Here is an 18,758-nt window from a genome sequence, read left to right as displayed (position 1 = left end):
CATGGCGCAGTTTTACTCTGCCTTCTTGCTGCGCCCCATCAGTGTCGCGATCGTGTCCGCAACTTTGAAGTTGTCGTGGCAAATGGCAAACACTGCCTGGGTAATCGGCATCTCCACGCCATGCTTTTCGGCGAGCTGGAAAATGCTTCTCGACGACACCACGCCCTCCGCAACCTGGCCCTTCGTCGCAGCCTTCGCCTCTTCCATCGTCGCACCTTGCCCCAAAGCGGAGCCAAATGTGCGGTTACGCGACAGCGGCGAAGCACACGTGGCCACGAGGTCTCCCATACCGGCAAGACCTGCAAACGTGCGGGGATCCGCGCCGAGCGCGTTGCCCAGACGGGTGGTCTCTGCAAGGCCACGGGTGATCAGGGATGCCAGGGTATTGTCGCCAAGCCCCTGGCCGGAAGCCATACCGCAGGCAAGCGCAATGACATTTTTCGTCGCGCCGCCGATTTCGCAGCCCACAACATCGGTGTTGGTGTACGGCCGCAAATAGTTAGTCGCACACGCGGCTTGGACGAGTTTTGCGCGGTTCTCGTCAGCGCATGCAATCACGGTGGCGGCAGGTTGTTCGAGCGCAATCTCGCGCGACAGGTTGGGCCCGCTGAGCACTGCAATCCGGTTCGGGTCCGCTCCGGTGACCTCTGCAATAACTTCACTCATACGCAGATGTGTTCCTGTTTCCACACCCTTTGAGATGGACAGCATCGTCGCATCAGCCGGGATCATGGGTGCCCAACGCGCGACGTTTTCCCGCATGGTCTGGCTGGGTACGCCAAAGACGACGATGGTCGCGTCTTGCAGCGCGTATTGCTCATCCGAGGTGGCTTCGATCGCATCCGGGAGTGTGATGCCGGGAAGGTACTCCGGGTTTTCCCGCGTGGTCTGAATGGTGCGGGCAAGGTTGTCCCGACGCGCCCACAGCGTGACCCTGTTGCCGGCGTCCGCGAACACCTTCGCCAGGGTTGTACCCCAGGAGCCTGCCCCCAGTACCGCAACGTTGACCATATTTTTCTGAATCCTCCCAGCCGATTGTTCCGGTTTAACCTACCACCGGCCGTGGCGCGTGGCGTGTCCGGCGTGAGTGGGTTACTTGGGACACAATGGAGGACATGCCTACTCACGCATCCAAGACACCAGGAAACAGCGGGAAGCTCTCCGAGCAAGATAAGGACGCCTTGGGTGAGAAGTTTCTCACTGGCAGGCTTCAGGCTATTCCGTTAAAACCGCAGAAGGAGTTCGAGCGCACCACGCTTGCTGCGGGTGCGGTGCTGTGGCGCGGTGACGTTACGCAACCCGACACCATTGAGGTTGCGTGCATTCACCGTCCTCATTACGACGACTGGTCGCTGGCCAAGGGCAAGGTCGACCCTGATGAGTCGCTTGTACAAACCGCAGTACGTGAAATCAAGGAGGAAACGGGCTACGACGTTCGCCTGGGCAAGTTGCTGGGCAAGACGGTCTACCCGGTAAAGAAGACCACCAAGGTGGTCTATTACTGGACCGGCGAGGTCGTCGGTGGCGAGTTCGTACCCAACAACGAGGTCGACGAGATCCGCTGGCTGCCACTCAATGAAGCGCTTGAGTTGATGACGTACGACCTCGACCGCGAGGTGCTCCAGAAGGCCCAGAAGCGCTTTAACACGCCCGCAGATGCACGCATCCTCTATGTCCGACATGCCCGCGCCCACGACCGCAACAAATGGTCCGGCGACGACAACTTGCGTCCTCTGGATAAGAAGGGCCGCCGCCAATCCGAGATGCTCGTTCCCCTGCTCAGTGCGTTCGCGCCGGAACGTATTTACTCGGCGGTTCCGGAGCGCTGCCAGCACACGGTTGCGCCGCTGGCGGATGAGATGGGGTGTGAGGTTGTCGTCGATAAGCAGTTTGGCGACGATGCCTGGATCGCCGACATGGTTGGCGCCAAGCACGCATTCAAGGACGTGATTGAGGCCGGCGGAACCAGCGTGGTGTGCGCGCAAGGTGGGATCATCCCCGGCATAATCGCGTGGCTCTCGGCGCAAGGGACACTGCCTATCGACGAAGAAATCCGCGCGAAGAAAGCCTCCGTATGGGTCCTGACGTTCCACGACGGCAAGCTCATCGGCGCGGACTACATCCCCTCCCCACTTCCAGTTCTGTAACCACACCACGACGAAAGGCCCACACCATGGCAGCTCCTACCGCCATTTCCCAAGACCGCATCGCGGCCACCCTGAAATCAATGGGGGTGCAGTACTTCCGAGAAGACAGCGGCGAGGTTCGCACCGCATTTCCCAGCCTGATGGTGTTCTTCGAGGTAGCCGAGGGTGGTTTCAAGGCCACCGCACGCTGGCTCGGCATCATTGAGGGCGACGATATTGAGACGCTGCGTCTGCGCTGCAACGAGATCAACCGGACGATGCCCCTCGTGCGCGTACACCCGGTACGTCGTGAGGACGATGCCGTCGTGCTGATCGACGCGCCGTTCTTCTCCAACGAAGGCTTCACCGACGAGCAGGTGCGTGCAATGTTGGACTACTACTTCTCCGCAATCCATCACGTGGTGAACCTGCTGCGCGAGGCCTTGCCAGATACCAGCGAGCTCTTGTCGACGAGCGGCCCGAAAACCTTCACCACCGAAGCCAACGCCGAAGCTAACCAGGAGGACTAGGACATGACTTCTGCAACCAGCAACCTCAGCATCGACCGTGTCATCGCCTTGTTTGACAAGGAAGGCTGGAAGTACGAAAAGGCACCGCTTGGCCCTGCGCTGCGCACCGGTTTTTCCGGTATCGGTCTGGAAATCAACATGATCGAGCCGAATCTCAACGTGCTGACCACCGTCGCTGTGGATTCGGTGAAGGCCGCGCAGTTTAATGAGGTGCTCGAGTGGGTGGAGCGATACAACATTGAGAAGGCTTACCCCACCGTGACCGCAGTGAAGGACGAACAGCGCGGCATCACCGCGCTTGCCGTGACCTACTCTCTGCCGGGTTACTGGGAGCGCAGCGACCAGCAGTTTTCCGACGAGATCAAGACCGGTATCCAAGGCGTCGTTGTCGCTGCGCGTGAGTTCCTGGAGGCGTTCGCCCCGGGCGTCGTCGACCAGTTGGGCAAATAACCAGCCCGAGGGCGCTATCGCCGTCCGGGGTCTAACCCGCGACGGACGGCTTGAACGCTGGACGCGTTGCTTCGAATCGTTCGATGGCGGGCTCGTCGCGAAGCGTCAGCCCAATATCGTCGAGGCCTTCCATGAGCCGCCAGCGGGTGTAATCGTCGATCTCGAAGGTAAAGGTGTTGCCGCCGACGGTGACGGTGCAGTCTTCGAGCGAGACGATCGCCTCATCACCTGGGTGCTGCTCAAGGTGCTTCCAGATCAGCTCGATATCGGAGTGGCTCATGATGCCCGCGAGCAGGCCAGCTTTGCCGGCGTTTCCTCGGAAGATATCCGCGAATCGAGGGCTGAACACGGCGCGGAAGCCGTAGTCCATGAGCGCCCAGACAGCGTGTTCACGCGAGGAGCCTGTGCCAAAGTCCTCGCCGGCGAACAGCACGGAGCCGTCTTTGAACGCGTCCTGATTGAGGACGAATGTGGCTTCGTTTTCACGCCAATTAGAAAATAGGCCGTCCTCGAAACCGGTGCGGGTCACACGCTTGAGGTAGCGCGCGGGGATGATCTGGTCGGTATCAACGTTGGTGCGGGTCAGCGGAACGCCGACGCCGGTGTGAGTGGTGAACTTTTCCATGATCGGGCTCCTTTACAGATCTGCCGGGCTTGCGAGGTGGCCGGTCACCGCAGTTGCTGCTGCAACCAGCGGGGATACGAGGTGGGTACGGCCACCCGGGCCTTGGCGGCCTTCGAAATTGCGGTTGCTTGTGGAGGCACTGCGCTCCCCCGGTCGCAACTGGTCTGGGTTCATGCCGAGGCACATGGAGCAGCCCGCGGTCCGCCATTCTGCGCCGAACTCTGTGAAGATCGCGTCGAGGCCTTCTTCTTCGGCCTGCTGCTTCACAAGTGTGGAGCTCGGTACGACGAGCATGCGTGTACCTTCGGCGATGCGGCGGCCCTTGACAACGTCGGCGGCTGCACGCAGATCCTCGATGCGCGCGTTGGTGCAGGAGCCGAGGAAGACCGTATCGATGGTGATGTCGCGCAGCGGCATGCCCGGGGTCAAGCCCATGTATTCGATGGCCTTCGCAGCAGATGCCTTCGTGTTGTCGTCGGTGAAGTCCTCCGGGTCGGGAACGTTTTCGCCGAGCGGCAGACCTTGGCCTGGGTTGGTACCCCAGGTGACAAACGGTGTCAGTGCTGCACCGTCGATTTCCACGACGGTATCGAACTTTGCGCCTTCATCGGTCGGCAGCGTCTTCCAATACTCCACGGCTGCATCCCAGTCCTCGCCCTTCGGCGCGTACTCGCGGCCCTCGACGTAGTCGAACGTGGTCTGGTCCGGCGCGACCATACCGGCTCGCGCGCCTGCCTCGATAGACATGTTGCACAACGTCATGCGTGCTTCCATGGACATTTTCTCGATGGCCTCGCCGCGGTACTCGATAATGTGGCCCTGGCCGCCGCCGGTGCCGATCTTGGCGATGATCGCCAAGATCAGGTCCTTGGCCGTCACGCCGTCCTGCAGCTCGCCGGTGACCTCGATGGCCATGGTCTTGAAGGGTTTCAGCGGCAGGGTCTGGGTGGCCATGACGTGCTCCACCTCAGAGGTGCCGATGCCCATGGCAATCGAGCCGAACGCGCCGTGCGTCGAGGTGTGCGAGTCGCCGCAGACAATGGTCATTCCGGGCTGTGTAATGCCCAGCTGCGGGCCGACGGTGTGCACGATGCCCTGCTGGATATCGCCCATCGGGTGCAGCTTCACACCAAACTCGGCGCAGTTGTCGCGCAGGGTGGCTACCTGGGTGCGCGAGGTAGGCTCGGTGATCTCGATGAGGTCACCGCTGGTAATACCCGTGGTGGGCACGTTGTGGTCCTCCGTTGCCAAATGCAACTCGGGGTGGCGCATGGTGCGTCCGTTCATCCGCAGACCGTCAAACGCCTGTGGCGAGGTCACTTCGTGCAGGAGCTGGAAATCGATAAAGATGAGGTCAGGCTCGCCGTTTTCCCCCTTCGTTACCACGTGGTCGCGCCACACTTTCTCCGCTAATGTCAACGGTGGCTGAGTCATCCGGTCCTCCTTCATACGGGCTCCCAACATCCCACACTATGAGATGCTAGGATTCGAACTGTGAGACAGTATAACGAAGGTTCCGGGATTAAAGTCCTCGACCGCGCAGTTGCCATCACACGCTCGGTTGGTGCGGGTGATAAAACACTCGCAGAACTTAGCGACGACACCGGCCTGCCACGCGCAACCGCCCACCGCATTGCCACTGCGCTGGAACTGCACCATGTGCTTTCCCGCAACGAACACGGCGAATGGACACTCGGCCCAGCACTGACCGGTCTTGCCACGGGGCTTCCCTCCGCGCTGCTTCCGGCAGCCGCGCCGGTTATGCGAGACCTGGTTGCACAGACCGGGGAATCCGCACAGCTTTACCAACTGACGGGATCGACCCGCACCTGCATCGCTGCCGAAGAACCGGAAAGCGGACTCCACAACGTAGTGCCGGTTGGCTCCAGGCTCACACTATCGGCCGGTTCTGCCGCCCGCGTGTTTGCTGCCCACTGCCCGATCGACTCCCCGTTTGATGCAGCGGACCTCGAACAGGTACGCAAGGTCGGCTACGCCGAGTCTGTCTCCGAGCGCGAGGTTGGCCTGGCGAGCGTGTCCACCCCGGTGTTCCAGCCCGACGGCACCTTAGTCGCGGTCCTGTCTGTGTCGGGTCCCGCCGAGCGCTTGAAGCCCTCCCCCGGCGCAACATGCGGCGAGGCGCTCAAGAACGCCACCGCTCGGCTGAGCGCCGAGCTCTAGCCGAGCTCTAGCCGAGCTCCGGCCCGGCACTGGGGGCGCCAACGGGCGTCAGCGAACGTCGATGTCGTCCAAGCGCCTCGCGGGCCACACCGCGGGGGAAGCGGATCTTCCGCCGCAGGATCAGTTCGTCCTCGATGCAGTAGGCGCCGACCAAGAACGCCTCGATCTCCTCACTCGGCGGGGTCCGCTTGACCAGGTAGGGGTCGATGAGGAAGTTATCCGAGGTCGTGCGGCACCGGGTGCGGTTCATGGCTAGGCCCACCAGGGGCACGCCGTCGGAACGCGTCTTGGTGAAGGCGACTTCGGCAAGGGTTAGCCCGCAGCCGTCGACAAGCGAGCGCCCCGGCTCAAGATACAGACGCAACCCGCGCTCGCGCAGCGCTTCTGCGACGCCGCCGGAGAGTACCTCGGTGAGCCACGCGCCGCGCGTCGGCTCCTGCCAGTCCCGGGCCGAGCACGCCGCGCTCGAGGGCGTCGGCGACGAGGGCGCGGGCTGTGCGGTCCTTGGCGCTACCGCCGGGGTTGAAGGACTCGAGTTTGGCCCAGACCCGGGGTGTTTCCCCCAACGCTCCATTCGAGGGTACGCTCGCCACGTGAGCAAGAGCGGGCAGATTCTTGGACGGGACATTCGTCGCCTGCTGCGCGTTCCCCGGGCCTTCATCATCATCGTCGGCGTGCTCATCACCCCCGCGCTCTACGCGTGGTTCAACATCAACGCCTTCTGGGACCCCTACGCCCACACCCAGAACATCCGCATCGCGGTGGTCAACAACGACCGCGGCGCCTCCGCCGAGCGCGTCGGCGAGGTCGACGTCGGCGAGCAGATCACCGAGCAGCTCAAGGCCAACGACAAGATCGGGTGGGTGTTTCTCCCCGAGGACGAGGCACGCGACGGTCTCATGCGCGGCGACTACTACGCCATGTTCCTCATCCCTCCCGAGTTCAGCGAGGACCTGCTGAGCCTCGTCAGCGGCACCTACACGCAGCCGGTGTTGGAGTACTACGTCAACGAGAAGAGCAACGGCGTCACCCCCTCGATTACCGACGCCGGCGCCTCCGCCGTCGACACGGCCGTGTCCGAGGCCTTCAAGAAGAAGGTCGGCGAGGCCGCGGCGACCGAGCTGCGCAACAAGGGGTTCGCGGCGCGCGATGATGCCGAGGAGGCCCGAGGCAAAGCCTCCGGGAGCTTCGGCCAGATCGCCGCCGACCTCGACGCCGCCCAGGGGCGGGTGGCCACGATGAAGCAGAGCATCAGCGGTGCGCGCCCGGTTGTCGCCGAGCTGAACACCCTCGTCGGCTCCGTCGACGACACCCTCCGGTCCGTGGACTCCTCTCTCGGCGAGGCCGAGGGGATCATCGCCGAGCTGCAGAAGTCCTCCGCCGGTTTCAGCGCCGACACATCGACCGCGCTCGTCGAGTCCACCAACGCGCTCAGCCTCGGCGCCGCCTCCGCCAACGCCTCCATCGCGGAGGCGACGGGCCAGCTCGGCACCGCCCAGGGGCGGGTGCGCTCCGCCGTCGGCGAGGTCGACGGCGTGGTCAAGCAGGGCGAATCCGCCGCCGCGCAGCTGCGCGCCATGTCGGCCGGGGCGGCCCTATCGCCTGAGGTCCGCGCTCAGCTCGACGCCGCGGCTAGCGCGCTGGAGGAGCGTACCGCCGCCTCCCACGCCGTCCTCGACGGCCTGAACAACGTGGACCGCAGCGCGAGCGCCGCGCTGGCGTCGATAGGCGAGCTCGGCGATTCCCTCGAGGCCACGGCCGCCGACTCCAACGCCGCAGCGCGCGACGCGAGCACGCAGCTCGGCGAGTCCGTGCCCGCGATCAACGCCTCGCTCGCGCAGGCCTCCGGCAGCGTCGCCTCCGTGCGCGGCGCGCTGAGCAGCCAGCGTGCCCTGCGCGAGGAAACGACCTCCCTGCTCGCCGGGGTGGACAACCAGCTCGCGGCCAGCCTCGGCATCCTCGACGAGGTCTCGGGCAACCTCGGCACGCTTGCCGACGGCGCCCGCGCCGCCCAGTCCGACATCAACGCCCTCCTGGCCACCTCCGACTCGGAGGCCCTCAACACTGTCACGAACCTCAACTCCGCGAAGATCGGCGAGTACATCTCCTCGCCCGTCACCGTCGAGCAGCAGGCCGTCTTCCCCTCGGAGAACTACGGCAGCTCCATGGCCTCCTTCTTCACCAACCTGGCCCTGTGGATCGGCGCGTTCGTGCTGACGATCATCTTCCGCGTCGAGGTCGACACCGAGGGCTTCCGCCGCCTCACCGTCGGCCAGGCCTACCTCGGTCGCTTCCTCCTCTTCGCCACGCTCTCGGTGCTCCAGGCCGTCGTGGTGACGCTCGGCAACGTGGCCTTCGGGGTGCAGATGCAGTCCGTCACGGCCTTTCTCGTCACCGCAATCGCCATCGGGGTTGCCTACACGGGGATCATCTACTCCATCGTCTCCGCGCTCGGCCACATTGGCCGCGGCATCGCCGTCTTCCTCGTCGTCATCCAGATCCCGGGCGCGTCGGGCCTCTACCCCATCGAGCTCATGCCCGACTTCTTCCGCCGCATCTACCCCTTCCTCCCCTTCCGCTACGGCATCGACGCGATGCGCGAGACCGTCGCCGGGTTCTACGGCCACCACTACCTCCGCTTCATGGCGGCGCTTCTCGCCATGTCCGCCGCGGCCTTCGCCCTGGGGTGGCTGTTCCGACTCACCTCCTCGCACGCCAACCTCCTGTTCAACCGCCAGCTCGCGCGCACGAACCTGATCACCAACGAGAAGGTGGAGGTCATGGGCTCGCCCTACCGCGCGTCCGACATCATGGCCGCCCTGTCGGACCGGGATGAGTTCCGCGGTGGCGTCGAGAAGCGGGCGCGGATGCTGCGGGAGAACTACCGCACCCTCATCTTCGGCGGGATCGTCGCGGGCATTGTCGGCATCGCCATCATCACCCTGCTCACCATGCTCCTGCCCACCGACAAGACGATCATGCTGGCCATCGTCGTCGCCTGGTCGCTGCTGGTCGTCCTCTACCTCGGCGCGGTGGAGTACTTCACGCAGAGCCTCGTCGACGCCGAACAGGTCTCGCGCCTCGGCGAGGCCGAGCTGCGCGACGCCGTAATCCACCGCCACGACTCCGCCGGCACCAGCGTCACCATCGGGCCCGCGGATGCCGAAAGCGAGGACACCAAGTGAGAACCGTCTTCTCCATCGCCTACAACGACCTGCGCCGTCTCTACACCAACGTCATGGCGGGCATCGTCATGGTCGGCCTCATCGCCATCCCCTGCCTCTTCGCCTGGTTCAACGTGCTGGCCACGTGGAACCCCTTCGCCAACACAGAGCGCCTCGAGGTGGCGGTGGCCAACACCGACCGCGGCCACACGAGCGACCTCACCCCGCTGGCCGTCAACGTCGGCGACATGGTCCTCTCCCAGCTCTACCGCGACGACTCGATGGACTGGGTCATCACCGACGCCGACGATGCCATCGAGGGCGCGAAATCCGGCGAGTACTACGCCGCCATCGTCCTGCCGCCCACGCTGAGCGACGACATGTTCACCTTCTACGCCGGCGACGCCGAACCCAGCCGGATCGACCTCTACATCAACGAGAAGAAGAACCCCATCTCCCCGCTGCTCATCTCCAACGGCACGCAGGGCGTCAGCGCCCAGATCAGCGCGTCGTTCACCAGGGCCCTCTCCGAGGTGTCATTCGGGCTGATTGAGACGGCCTCGGACTTCTTCAACGAGGCGGAGACCAAGCAGGCACTCGACTCCATCGAGACGCGCACTGCCAGCGCCCGCGACCAGCTGCTCTCCAGCGCCAGCACCGTCGACGCGCTCGCCTCGCTCACCGAGTCGAGCGTGCCGCTCGTCGACAGCGCCGAGCGGATCTCCGGGGCGCTGGGCGACTCTCTCGGGCAGGTCCACCCCGTCGACCTCGGAGCCACCGGGGCGGGCCTCGGCGGAGACGGCGCGGCGCTTGCGGCGGCGCTGGGGGCGACGTCGGAAAGCTTCGCCGCAGTGAGCGACCGCGTCGACCAGCTGATGGCGGACTCCTCCGCCACCTCCCAGGCCACCGCCGCGAACCTGACGGACATCGCCGCGCGCATCGATGTCCAGGTGAAGCAGTACACGGCCCTGCGCGACACCATCAACGACCAAGTCGCCCCGGCGCTTCCCCCCGACGCCCAACCGGCGGTGCGCGCGGTGGTCGGCGACCTCAACGACGCTATCGCCCGCCAGACGGCCGTGCGCGACCGACTCAACGACGCCGCCACGCGCCTCACCGCCGGGCAGGGCAGCCGGGACGGGAAGAACGCGGACCGGCAGGAGATCAAGGACTCGATCGCCCGGGCCCGCGAGGCGATGGACTCGGCCAAGAATTCCTACGACACCGGGATCCGCCCGCGCCTCGAGGCGCTGTCGGGCTCGCTGGACAACGTCCGGGCGAACGTCGACAAGGCCCGCTCGGACATGGACGGCGTCTCCTCTGCCCTGGCCAATCGGCCCGGCTCGCTGCGCGACACCCTCGCAGCCTCCGGTGCGGACCTGCGCGACACGGCGGAATCCCTGCGCGCCAACGCAGCGAGGATGCAGGAGGCGCAGCAGTCGATCGCGCAGGCGCGCTCGAGCGGGGACCTGACGAAACTGGCCGACCTCGTCTCCAGCCACCCGGAGGAGCTCGCCGACGCCCTCGTCGACCCAGTCAAGGTGGAGCGCAAGGAGGTCTTCCCCCGCGTCAGCTTCGGCGCCGGCATGGCCCCGCTTTACACGGTGCTCGCCCTGTGGGTGGGCGCCCTGTTGACGTCGGTGGCCGTGCGCACGGACGATCGCTCCATCGAACAGAACGTGGTCGATCCCGACCGCCTCACCGCGGGCCAGAAGTACTTTGGCCGCTACCTGACGTTCGTGACCACCGGTCTGGCCCAATCCACGCTCCTCATGGCGGGGCTCATCGTCTACGTGGGCATCGAGCCCGCGCACCCCTTCCTCCTCTTCATGGCGGGGTGGGTCTCGAGCCTGGTCTTCCACCTGATCTGCTACACGCTGGTGCTCTCCCTGAGCAACGCCGGCAAGGCCGTGGGCGTGCTCATCCTGGTGCTCCAGGTCTCGGCGGCGGGCGGCGCCTACCCGCTGCAGCTGCTGCCGGGCTGGGCGCAGGCGATCAGCCCCTGGCTGCCCGCGACCTACTCGATCCGCGCTATGCGCGCCGCGGTCTTCGGCACCTACGGCTGGGACTTCTGGCGAGCCCTCGGCAGCCTCGTCCTCTTCGTGCTGCCTTTCCTCTTCCTCGGCCTCTGGCTGCGCCACCGGCTGCACCACGCGATCGGCCGCATGGACGAGGCGGTTGCTCAGACCAAGGTGATGATGTCCTAGCCGCGCCTACAGGTCGATGGTGCCGCGCACGCGCGCGGTCACCAGCCCGCTCACCCAGATGTCGCGACCGTCGTCGATAAGCAGATTATGCTTCGACGAACCCTTCGCCGATGCGCCACTGGCGCTTCTCGCCCAAGCTGACGGAAGCGTCCGGGTCCTCCACGTCCGAGACCCGGTAGTAGAGCATGTCCACATAGTCATAGTGGATGCTTGCGATGCCGTAGCCATGGGCATCGAAATCGATGTGGTTGACCCAGGGATTGGAATCGCGGATGGTCTTCTCCACCAGCAGCGACGTCGAGTTGTCTTCCGGGTGGTACGTCCCAAACGCTGTGGTGAGGATTTCATCCACATTTGGTGCAGAAATTGAGGTTGTCACCATCTCGCAGCCGATCTCACCAAAGCCCGACGGGGAGGCAATCGAGTTCGCCCACTCTGAGTGGATGTCGCCGGTCAGGAACAAGGCGTTCGACTCCTGCTCGTCCAGCATGGTGAGCAGGCGGTCACGCTCGGCCGCATAGCCATCCCACTGATCCGAGTTCACCGCAATACCGGTAGCGCGCTCCCTCATGTAGCCCGTTGCAATATTGGCCTTCTCGTTGTCCTTGATGGTGACAAAGCGCATGGGCGACACCATCACGGAGTTACCCAGCACATCCCAGCGTGCGGTGGACTGTTGGAGTTGTTCTGCCACCCAGGCAAACTGCTCGTCGCCAAGCATTGTGCGCTCATCGTTGGCAAAGTAGTCGCTGGTGGTTTCCTCGTCGCGGAATGTTCGCAGATCCATCATCGTCAGCTGCGCGAGGTTGCCAAACTGGAAGCTGCGGTAGATGCCTGGAGCCTCAATGAGCGCACTGCGACGTACCGGGAGCCATTCGAAGTACGCCTGCATCGCCGCTGCTTCGCGTTGCTTCCACTGCCCTTCAACCCGGCCGTCCGTGTGGTTTTCGGCTCCTTCGCGCCAGCTGTTGTTGGCTGACTCGTGGTCGTCCCACACCACAATCCAAGGGCACGCCGCATGGGCCGCCTGCAGGTTCAAGTCGGTGCGGTAGCGGCCGTAACGTTGGCGGTAATCCTCCAACGTGGTGATTTCCCACTCCGGATGGTGCATCCTGGCCACACCACTTTTGCCTACGTACTCGCCGGTTGGATACTCATAGATGTAATCGCCGAGGAACACCACGTGGTCGATTTCGCCCGCACGCGCGCGCTGAGCCATGTCAGCGTAGGCGCTAAAGAATCCGGACTCCCAGTTCGCACATGATGCGATTGCGAGATTGAGCGTATCCAGGTCAGCGTCTACGGCTGGCGCAGTCAACGTACGCCCCACCGGGGAGAAAGAACCTGCGTGCTCACCCGATTTCACGATGAAACGGTAGAAGTACTCCGTATCTGGATCGAGCCCGTCCGGATCGACGTGCACCGTGTGGTCGGATTCCGCACGCGCAATCGCGCTTCCTGTCTTTGGGTGAGTGAAGTCTTCAGTGGTGTCGATCTGCCATTCCAGCTCGACATCGTCGCCAAGACCTGAGCCTGGCAACGCCTCGCGCGAGGGTGTCACACGGGTCCACAACACCACGCGATCCGGCAACGGGTCTCCCGACGCAACCCCGTGCAAAAATGGCAAGTCCCACTGATCCGCTGGCGTTGGCACCTCAGGAGTTGAGACAGTGCTGCGGCGCGCAGCAACAGCACCGCCAGTACCCAGTGCTACGGCTGCGACAGACGCGGCAACGGTTTGGAGAAATATACGACGATTGACACGGGGTTTCGAGCTCATGACGCCCACTTTCAACCAGCTCACAGGCGCTCGCAACGAGGAAACCGCCAAGTTTCCAAAAATTTACCCACACTTCACTGAGGTGACGATCCGCTAGTAACCCACTGTTAAAACAACGTGACTTGTGTGGGTGGACATGACTGTTTCGCTTTCCCGTGCCCCTCGTTCTATTCGTCGCACCGCAATTTCTGCGGCTGTTGTCGTGTCCCTGTTCAGCTCTGCCACGACGGCCGTCGCTGCGGATGCCCCTGCAGGTGCAATCAACACCCGCATCAGCCGCATCGTCCTCGGCATCGGATCCGACGCAACGGAAGCGAACTTGGCCTGGCAGTCGAAGACCAGCGAGACACAGTTCCTGGAGTACTGGCCGACTGCTGATCCAACCAACATCACGCGCGTGGAATCGCCCCGTGGCCCGTACAACTCGGCTGTCTTCTACCCGCACGAAGCGACGATGACCGGCCTCGAGCCTGACACGGAGTACGCCTACCGGGTTGGAAGCGATCGTCGTGGCTATAGCGAGCAGCGCACCTTTACCACCGGCACCGACGGAGATTCCTGGAGCTTCCTCGCCATGGCCGATGCGCAAATCGGTGTAGATACGAAAATCGCCGAGCAGTCCGCCGCATGGAACAAAGCGGTCAATACCGCAACCGGTGAACACCCCGACTCCGCGTTCATCATGCACCTGGGCGACCAGGTTGAGGGCTGGGGTGCCCCGGTCAAGCAGCTTGAGGAGTTCACCGCGCCAGAAAAACTCCAGGAGTACCGCCTTGCCGTACTGAAGGGCAATCACGAGACATACACGCTCGACCGTCACTTCCAGGACACGTACTTCCTGCCCAACGAAGTTGATGACACCGCGAACTACTTCTTCAACTACAACAACGTCTTGTTCATCGGGTTGGACGGCAACCGCGCATCCAAGGCCGACATCGACGTCCACGCGAAGTTTGTCAACGAAACGATCGCCGCACATGGTGCCGACGCTGACTGGGTGATCGTCGGTATCCACCACGCACCGTTCTCCCAGGGCACGCACTACACCGACAAGGATGTCGTCGAACTACGCAACTCCTTGACCCCAAAGTTGTCCGAAGCCGGTGTGGACCTGGTGCTTAGCGGCCACGACCACATTTACACTCGCACGCATCTGATGAACGGTGTCGCCCCTGTCATTCCCGCTGGCGCATCGAAGTCCGGCGACATTCTTATTCCGGAAGACAACGAGGTCCTCTACGTCACCTCCACCACGGCAACAGGTGGCAAGTACTACGACTTCCAGGACGAAAACGGCACAACCCACCCGAATGTCCGCGAAGAAAACGTTACTGACCTGGCACACAAGTCCACCGCACGTTGGCGCCAAGACTACAACCCGGACTACACCAGCATTGACGTCTCGTCTGAGTCGCTAAAACTGACGACGTACAACATCAACACCCCGTACGTGGTGGATCAGGTCACCCTGCTGAAGAAGGACGCCACACAGGAGGAACCGCCGCAGGAGGAAGCACCGACGACGACTGAAAAACCAAGCGCGACCACGACGAGCGCCGCGAAGCCGACCACGCTCACTTCGGTGTCCACGGTGACGTTGACGGAAACCTCGACGATTACGTCCCCATCTCCCACCGTTGTGGAAACCACCAAGGTTGTCCCCACGACGGTGAAGCAAACCGTCACGCCCACCACAGAGAAATCCGGCGCCGACACCGGGAACACTCCGTCTGAGAACGACGCCAACAACGGCTCTCACGAGACCACTGAAACCGACGCATCCGGCTCCAGCACGACCGGCATCGTCCTGACGGTGTTGGGCATCCTGTTCGGCCTCATCGCTGCCATTATTGCGGTGCTGGTCAACCTGAACCCTCAGTTCGTCCAAGACATCCGCCACAAGTACGGGATCTAAGGGCTACTCCGCTGCACGGGCACTGACACGCTCAGCCCACCGATAGATAATGTTCTGTTTATCTCGGCGCAGCGTGTCGTGGCCGAGGACCAACCCCTCGTTCATCCGCCCTGCAGCAGCAAGGTGCTTCTGCCCCACCAATGTGCCGTCTGGGTGGATGTGCAGGGCGCTAGTGTCTGCATAACGCATCCCGACACCATGCTCGACGAGATCCCCAATGAGAGTCCCGTCGACGACTCCGGCAGGTGCGTTCACGGCGTCAATCACGGCTGTTGCGCCGACCTCCTTGGCCACTTCGGTCAAATCGTCTTCGCCACGGTTGAAGACGTCGGTGCGGATCCGGTTGTCGTCGATAAGCGCGAGCATCTCCACCGCCGATTCAACAGGTGGGCCGGTAGCAACGCGCCCGAGTGTGCTCATGAAATCGTCGAACTCGGAGCCGCCAAGCGATTCTCGGCCGCCGAAGGACGCGCGCTGGATGAGCGCATCCTCGGTGTCGCGAAACGCCAGCGCCACAGCAAGCGCCGACGTCCATCGTCTCTCCCCTTTTGCAGCAGCGACGGATGTGCGAAATTCCGTCACTGGATCCCCGGTGAAGTCCTCACCGTTGATCACCGCTTGAATATCCTCACGCGCACCTTCCCCACCGACGATCGCGAGGATGGCTTCTGCTGACTCCGTCAGAATTTCCTTGAGCTCTTCAAGCGACTGGCACTGCAGAATCGCCCGGTCAGCTTCCGCAATAACGGGTTGGGCCTGGCGCGATTGCTCCTCGTCGAGGTAGGCCTTGACCTCCATAAAACGGCCCGATCGGGTCACTGGGTAAAACACTTTCGCCTTTGCGTAGCGCACGACATCGATAAAGGTCAGCGCTGCTCCGCGCACGAGCGCGATGTCATCGGATGTGACCGAATCCAGATTGCTTGCCGGGTACGCCGGGGCGATTACACGAAGATCCCCGAGATCCTGATGAGCAAGCGAGCCTGGCCAATCATGCGCGTGCCCTGTCACCATGAGTACTTCGTCGAACTGCTCGCCGTCCACTTCAACGCCATTTCCCACAGGGGTTACGTCCTGTACTCGAGTGATGCGGAAATCAAGCGTGCACTTTGCTGGCAAGTTCGTCCGCAAGGCTTCCCACGAAGCATCCAAGTGCTCGCCTACGCGTCGTCGTGGAGGGAACTGCCCTTCTAACTCGTCGTTTGGATCTAAGGGCCCCAGGTGGGTCTCCACAATGGATTTTGGGGCGTTGAGGATCCACTGCTCCGGAACCGAGGCACCAAACGCTCCTGGTGCTGAAATTTCTTCCATCGGTGTCTCGTTAAACACCGTAAGTTCGATGGCTGCTCCACGCTGCCCCGCACGATCAATGAGCTCTTCTGCAGCCCACAGCCCACGGGGGCCTGCTCCGATGATGGCAACTTTCATTTCCTACGCCCCTTTGCGGAGTACTCGTCGAGCGTTGCTGCTGCCCACTCGAAATCGGCACGGCGTATGCCGCGACGCGCGTCGCATTCGCCAAAAGGTACGCCGGACATGTGCCCCACCTTAGGCGGTGCGGGCTTCCAATCGCTCGACTTGGCGACGAAGCTCCGCACCTAACTGATTGCCCGGCAAGCGTTCCTGAACCACATCGCACACTGAGCGGTACCACCACACCTGCCGCTCTACAGGCGAATTGAAGCGTCCCCAGAGGTCATCCCCGATTGTGTCGAGGTCGGCATGAATGGAGAGCAGGTTGTGCAGTTTGTCTGCCGCTGCGATGAAAACACTGCCTTCCTCGGCTTCGCGAAGATGCGCAAGGTATGCGTCGGCGCGCCCCTGCCAGCTGCCGATGCTGTCCTCTTTGGTCACGCCTCGGACGAGCTCGACGACGCGTTCGCCGAAATCCGCAGCCATCTGCTCTGCGCTGTATTCCTCGGGGACATCTTCGAAAATGTCGTGGAATAGTGCACCGATGAGAACGTCCTCGTCGTCGGTGACTTGAGAAACGAAGTGCATCACGCCAAACACGTGCGATACGTAGGGAATGTCGGTGCCTTTGCGCACGTCATTGCGATGCGCAAATGCGGCGACGTTGATAGCCCGAATGATTCGCGGTGATACAACCGGAATGTGTTCTGCCATGTACGGCTCCTTTCTGTCGGGAAACACGTCCCACTGTAAAGATGCCGCCGACACGAAAGACGGAACATTCGAACACTGCTGCTAATCGACGACAATCTGTCCCCGCACCCGTACCGTCACCGCTCCACCAACCCAGATGTCAGAGCCGTCGTCACTGATGGTCACACGGCCGTCCCGGCCGAGCGCAGTACCTTGGGAGACCGAGTAAGTTGCCGGCACGTCCCCGCGCGATCGCAGCCACTGCGCCATCGCACCGTTCGCGCTACCCGTCACCGGGTCTTCGAACGTCGGAGTAAAAGCGCGTAACACATATGCCGGATCCGTCCCACCCGTGAGAGCGGCGAACGCAACCTTGAGGTCGCTCGATGCCGGTCGTTGTAACGCGCGAAGGGTTTCTACGCTATCCAGCAGTGCCAACCGCCAGCCCGGCCCGTTGTCGCCCCACGCGGCGTCAACGAGCGAACTCTCCCCCACCCCGAACGCGTCGCAGATCTCTGCACGCTCGCATGCTGTAAGAGGTGCAGAATTCTTTAGCGGTGGGGCTGCGAACGCGAGCGTCGAGTCGCTGATACGCACCTGCACATTGCCAACACCGCACTCTTGGACGACGCCGCCTGAGGCCTTCGGCGTGTTACCCAACTCCAGCCACACACGCGCCGTGCCCAAGGTCGGGTGCCCTGCGAAGGCGTATTCCTCGGTTGGGGTGAAGATTCGGACCCGGTAGTCGGCCTCGTCGTTAGTAGGTTCGAGCAGAAACGTCGTCTCCGAGAAGTTCGTCCAAGCTGCGATCCGCTGCATCTGCTCAGTGGTCAGATGGTCCGCCCCGCAGATCACCGCGAGAGGGTTTCCCGTGTAGGCACCGGTTGAGAACACGTCGAGTTCGAAGAAACTAAGGGAAGTCACTGAACCTACGCTACCAATGCGAAAACCTCCGACCCGGAATCCGGATCGGAGGTTTTCTCCTTGTACCCCGTACGGGATTTGAACCCGTGTTACCGCCGTGAGAGGGCGACGTCCTAGGCCGCTAGACGAACGGGGCGCGCTCGCTTTTTGCGACTTGCTAACAATAAAGGAAACTTCCCAATATCAACAAATCAGCACGTCAGACGCTAAAAACTACTCCACACCAAGCGCTGGTCCGAGCGTGTCCCAACTTGCCACTAACTCACGTCGGAACAAGCCGAAGTTGTGCGTCCCTTCCTTGAACTCGTACCAATCCGGGTCGATGCCATTGCGTCGTGCCTCTGCGATGAAGTGCAGCGAACACGCATACGCGAGTTGCTCATCAGGCACAAGAAGTGGCTCGGGCGAATCGACGACCTCAACGTCAAGCTCCGACGGCAAACCACGTGAGGCCGACAGAAAAATCTTCTTCCCCTTGAGCCCCTGAACATTGCGCACGGGCGAATGGGCGGCCCACGCCGGATCCCAGGAGCTGCCCCACATCTGTGCTGGGTCGCCCTTATTAATGCGCACGGTGCCGCTGGCGAAGGCCTGTCCGACAAGCCCAGTTGTCGACGGGCAGGAGGAATATGTTCCCGCAGCGACAAACCTGTCTTCCAAGGTGGCGATGTGCAGGGCTGGCCCACCGGACATCGAAAGGCCTGCGATGGCGTCGCGGCCGGTGCCGTGGAAGTGCTCGTCGATAAGCGG

15 protein-coding genes, 1 tRNA gene and 1 pseudogene are annotated in these 18,758 nt (G+C 62.9%); 7 read left to right on the top strand and 10 right to left on the bottom strand.

Features of this window, described 5'->3' with window-relative positions; all coding sequences use genetic code 11:
* Positions 1-12 precede the first annotated feature (12 nt).
* The gene (locus HMPREF2736_RS08180; RefSeq protein ID WP_070450038.1) at positions 13-1,011 is read right to left on the bottom strand and encodes an NAD(P)H-dependent glycerol-3-phosphate dehydrogenase; all 999 of its coding nucleotides are present in this window, start codon (positions 1,009-1,011) and stop codon (positions 13-15) included.
* Positions 1,012-1,115: 104 nt separating this feature from the next.
* Between HMPREF2736_RS08180 and HMPREF2736_RS08175 the strand changes: the two genes are divergently transcribed.
* From HMPREF2736_RS08175 to HMPREF2736_RS08165, 3 genes are read left to right on the top strand one after another with little or no spacing between them, the layout of a single operon-like run.
* Entirely contained in the window at positions 1,116-2,147 is a 1,032-nt protein-coding gene (locus tag HMPREF2736_RS08175; protein WP_092102430.1) for an NUDIX hydrolase, read from the top strand.
* Positions 2,148-2,173: 26 nt separating this feature from the next.
* Positions 2,174-2,656, top strand: a complete 483-nt coding sequence (locus HMPREF2736_RS08170; protein ID WP_070829365.1) for a YbjN domain-containing protein — start codon at positions 2,174-2,176, stop codon at positions 2,654-2,656.
* A 3-nt stretch (positions 2,657-2,659) separates the two neighbouring features.
* Entirely contained in the window at positions 2,660-3,106 is a 447-nt protein-coding gene (locus HMPREF2736_RS08165; protein ID WP_070450044.1) for a hypothetical protein, read from the top strand.
* A gap of 31 nt (positions 3,107-3,137) precedes the next feature.
* Here HMPREF2736_RS08165 and leuD read toward each other — a convergent pair whose 3' ends face one another.
* Entirely contained in the window at positions 3,138-3,731 is a 594-nt protein-coding gene (leuD, locus tag HMPREF2736_RS08160) for a 3-isopropylmalate dehydratase small subunit (RefSeq protein WP_070422955.1), read from the bottom strand.
* Between the two features lie 12 nt (positions 3,732-3,743).
* Positions 3,744-5,165: a 3-isopropylmalate dehydratase large subunit gene (gene leuC, locus HMPREF2736_RS08155; RefSeq protein WP_070450050.1), complete on the bottom strand. Its 1,422-nt coding sequence runs from the start codon at positions 5,163-5,165 to the stop codon at positions 3,744-3,746.
* A gap of 60 nt (positions 5,166-5,225) precedes the next feature.
* On the opposite strand from leuC, the gene HMPREF2736_RS08150 reads away from it, so the two are divergent.
* The gene (locus tag HMPREF2736_RS08150; RefSeq protein WP_070450053.1) at positions 5,226-5,912 is read left to right on the top strand and encodes an IclR family transcriptional regulator; all 687 of its coding nucleotides are present in this window, start codon (positions 5,226-5,228) and stop codon (positions 5,910-5,912) included.
* A gap of 85 nt (positions 5,913-5,997) precedes the next feature.
* Here the strand turns inward: HMPREF2736_RS08150 and HMPREF2736_RS08145 are convergent.
* Positions 5,998-6,354, bottom strand: a pseudogene (locus tag HMPREF2736_RS08145) (diaminopimelate decarboxylase); the annotation flags it as partial.
* A gap of 151 nt (positions 6,355-6,505) precedes the next feature.
* Here HMPREF2736_RS08145 and HMPREF2736_RS08140 point away from each other — a divergent pair.
* Together HMPREF2736_RS08140 and HMPREF2736_RS08135 are read left to right on the top strand one after the other, a co-directional pair.
* Positions 6,506-9,097 carry a YhgE/Pip domain-containing protein gene (locus HMPREF2736_RS08140; protein WP_168167569.1) on the top strand — a complete coding sequence of 864 codons (2,592 nt, stop codon included), beginning with the start codon at positions 6,506-6,508 and terminating at the stop codon, positions 9,095-9,097.
* Positions 9,094-11,283 carry a YhgE/Pip domain-containing protein gene (locus HMPREF2736_RS08135; protein ID WP_070829364.1) on the top strand — a complete coding sequence of 730 codons (2,190 nt, stop codon included), beginning with the start codon at positions 9,094-9,096 and terminating at the stop codon, positions 11,281-11,283. Before HMPREF2736_RS08140 ends, HMPREF2736_RS08135 begins: the two co-directional genes overlap by 4 nt.
* An 85-nt stretch (positions 11,284-11,368) precedes the next feature.
* Here HMPREF2736_RS08135 and HMPREF2736_RS08130 read toward each other — a convergent pair whose 3' ends face one another.
* Positions 11,369-13,063: an alkaline phosphatase D family protein gene (locus HMPREF2736_RS08130; RefSeq protein ID WP_070829363.1), complete on the bottom strand. Its 1,695-nt coding sequence runs from the start codon at positions 13,061-13,063 to the stop codon at positions 11,369-11,371.
* Positions 13,064-13,199: 136 nt separating this feature from the next.
* Between HMPREF2736_RS08130 and HMPREF2736_RS08125 the strand changes: the two genes are divergently transcribed.
* Entirely contained in the window at positions 13,200-14,978 is a 1,779-nt protein-coding gene (locus HMPREF2736_RS08125) for a purple acid phosphatase family protein (protein ID WP_141761617.1), read from the top strand.
* Positions 14,979-14,981: 3 nt separating this feature from the next.
* Here HMPREF2736_RS08125 and HMPREF2736_RS08120 read toward each other — a convergent pair whose 3' ends face one another.
* The 5 genes from HMPREF2736_RS08120 to HMPREF2736_RS08100 all read right to left on the bottom strand — a co-directional run.
* Complete coding sequence (locus HMPREF2736_RS08120) at positions 14,982-16,406, bottom strand: FAD/NAD(P)-binding protein (RefSeq protein WP_070829361.1); 1,425 nt, start codon at positions 16,404-16,406, stop codon at positions 14,982-14,984.
* Positions 16,407-16,526: 120 nt separating this feature from the next.
* On the bottom strand, positions 16,527-17,105 hold the full coding sequence (locus tag HMPREF2736_RS08115; RefSeq protein WP_070450069.1) for an HD domain-containing protein: 579 nt from the start codon (positions 17,103-17,105) through the stop codon (positions 16,527-16,529).
* Positions 17,106-17,186: 81 nt separating this feature from the next.
* Positions 17,187-18,008 (bottom strand): PhzF family phenazine biosynthesis protein, encoded by an 822-nt coding sequence (locus tag HMPREF2736_RS08110; RefSeq protein ID WP_070829360.1) that lies wholly within the window; start codon positions 18,006-18,008, stop codon positions 17,187-17,189.
* 63 nt (positions 18,009-18,071) lie between these two features.
* Positions 18,072-18,144, bottom strand: a tRNA-Glu gene (locus HMPREF2736_RS08105).
* Positions 18,145-18,221: 77 nt separating this feature from the next.
* On the bottom strand, positions 18,222-18,758 hold a 537-nt coding region (locus tag HMPREF2736_RS08100), incomplete at its 5' end, for an alpha/beta hydrolase-fold protein (RefSeq protein ID WP_246818872.1).

This window comes from Corynebacterium sp. HMSC036E10 (assembly GCF_001836265.1).
GTDB classification, from domain to species: Bacteria; Actinomycetota; Actinomycetes; order Mycobacteriales; family Mycobacteriaceae; genus Corynebacterium; species Corynebacterium coyleae.
Note: the sequence above shows the minus strand (reverse complement) of the source record. Positions and strands in the feature narration are given on the sequence as shown.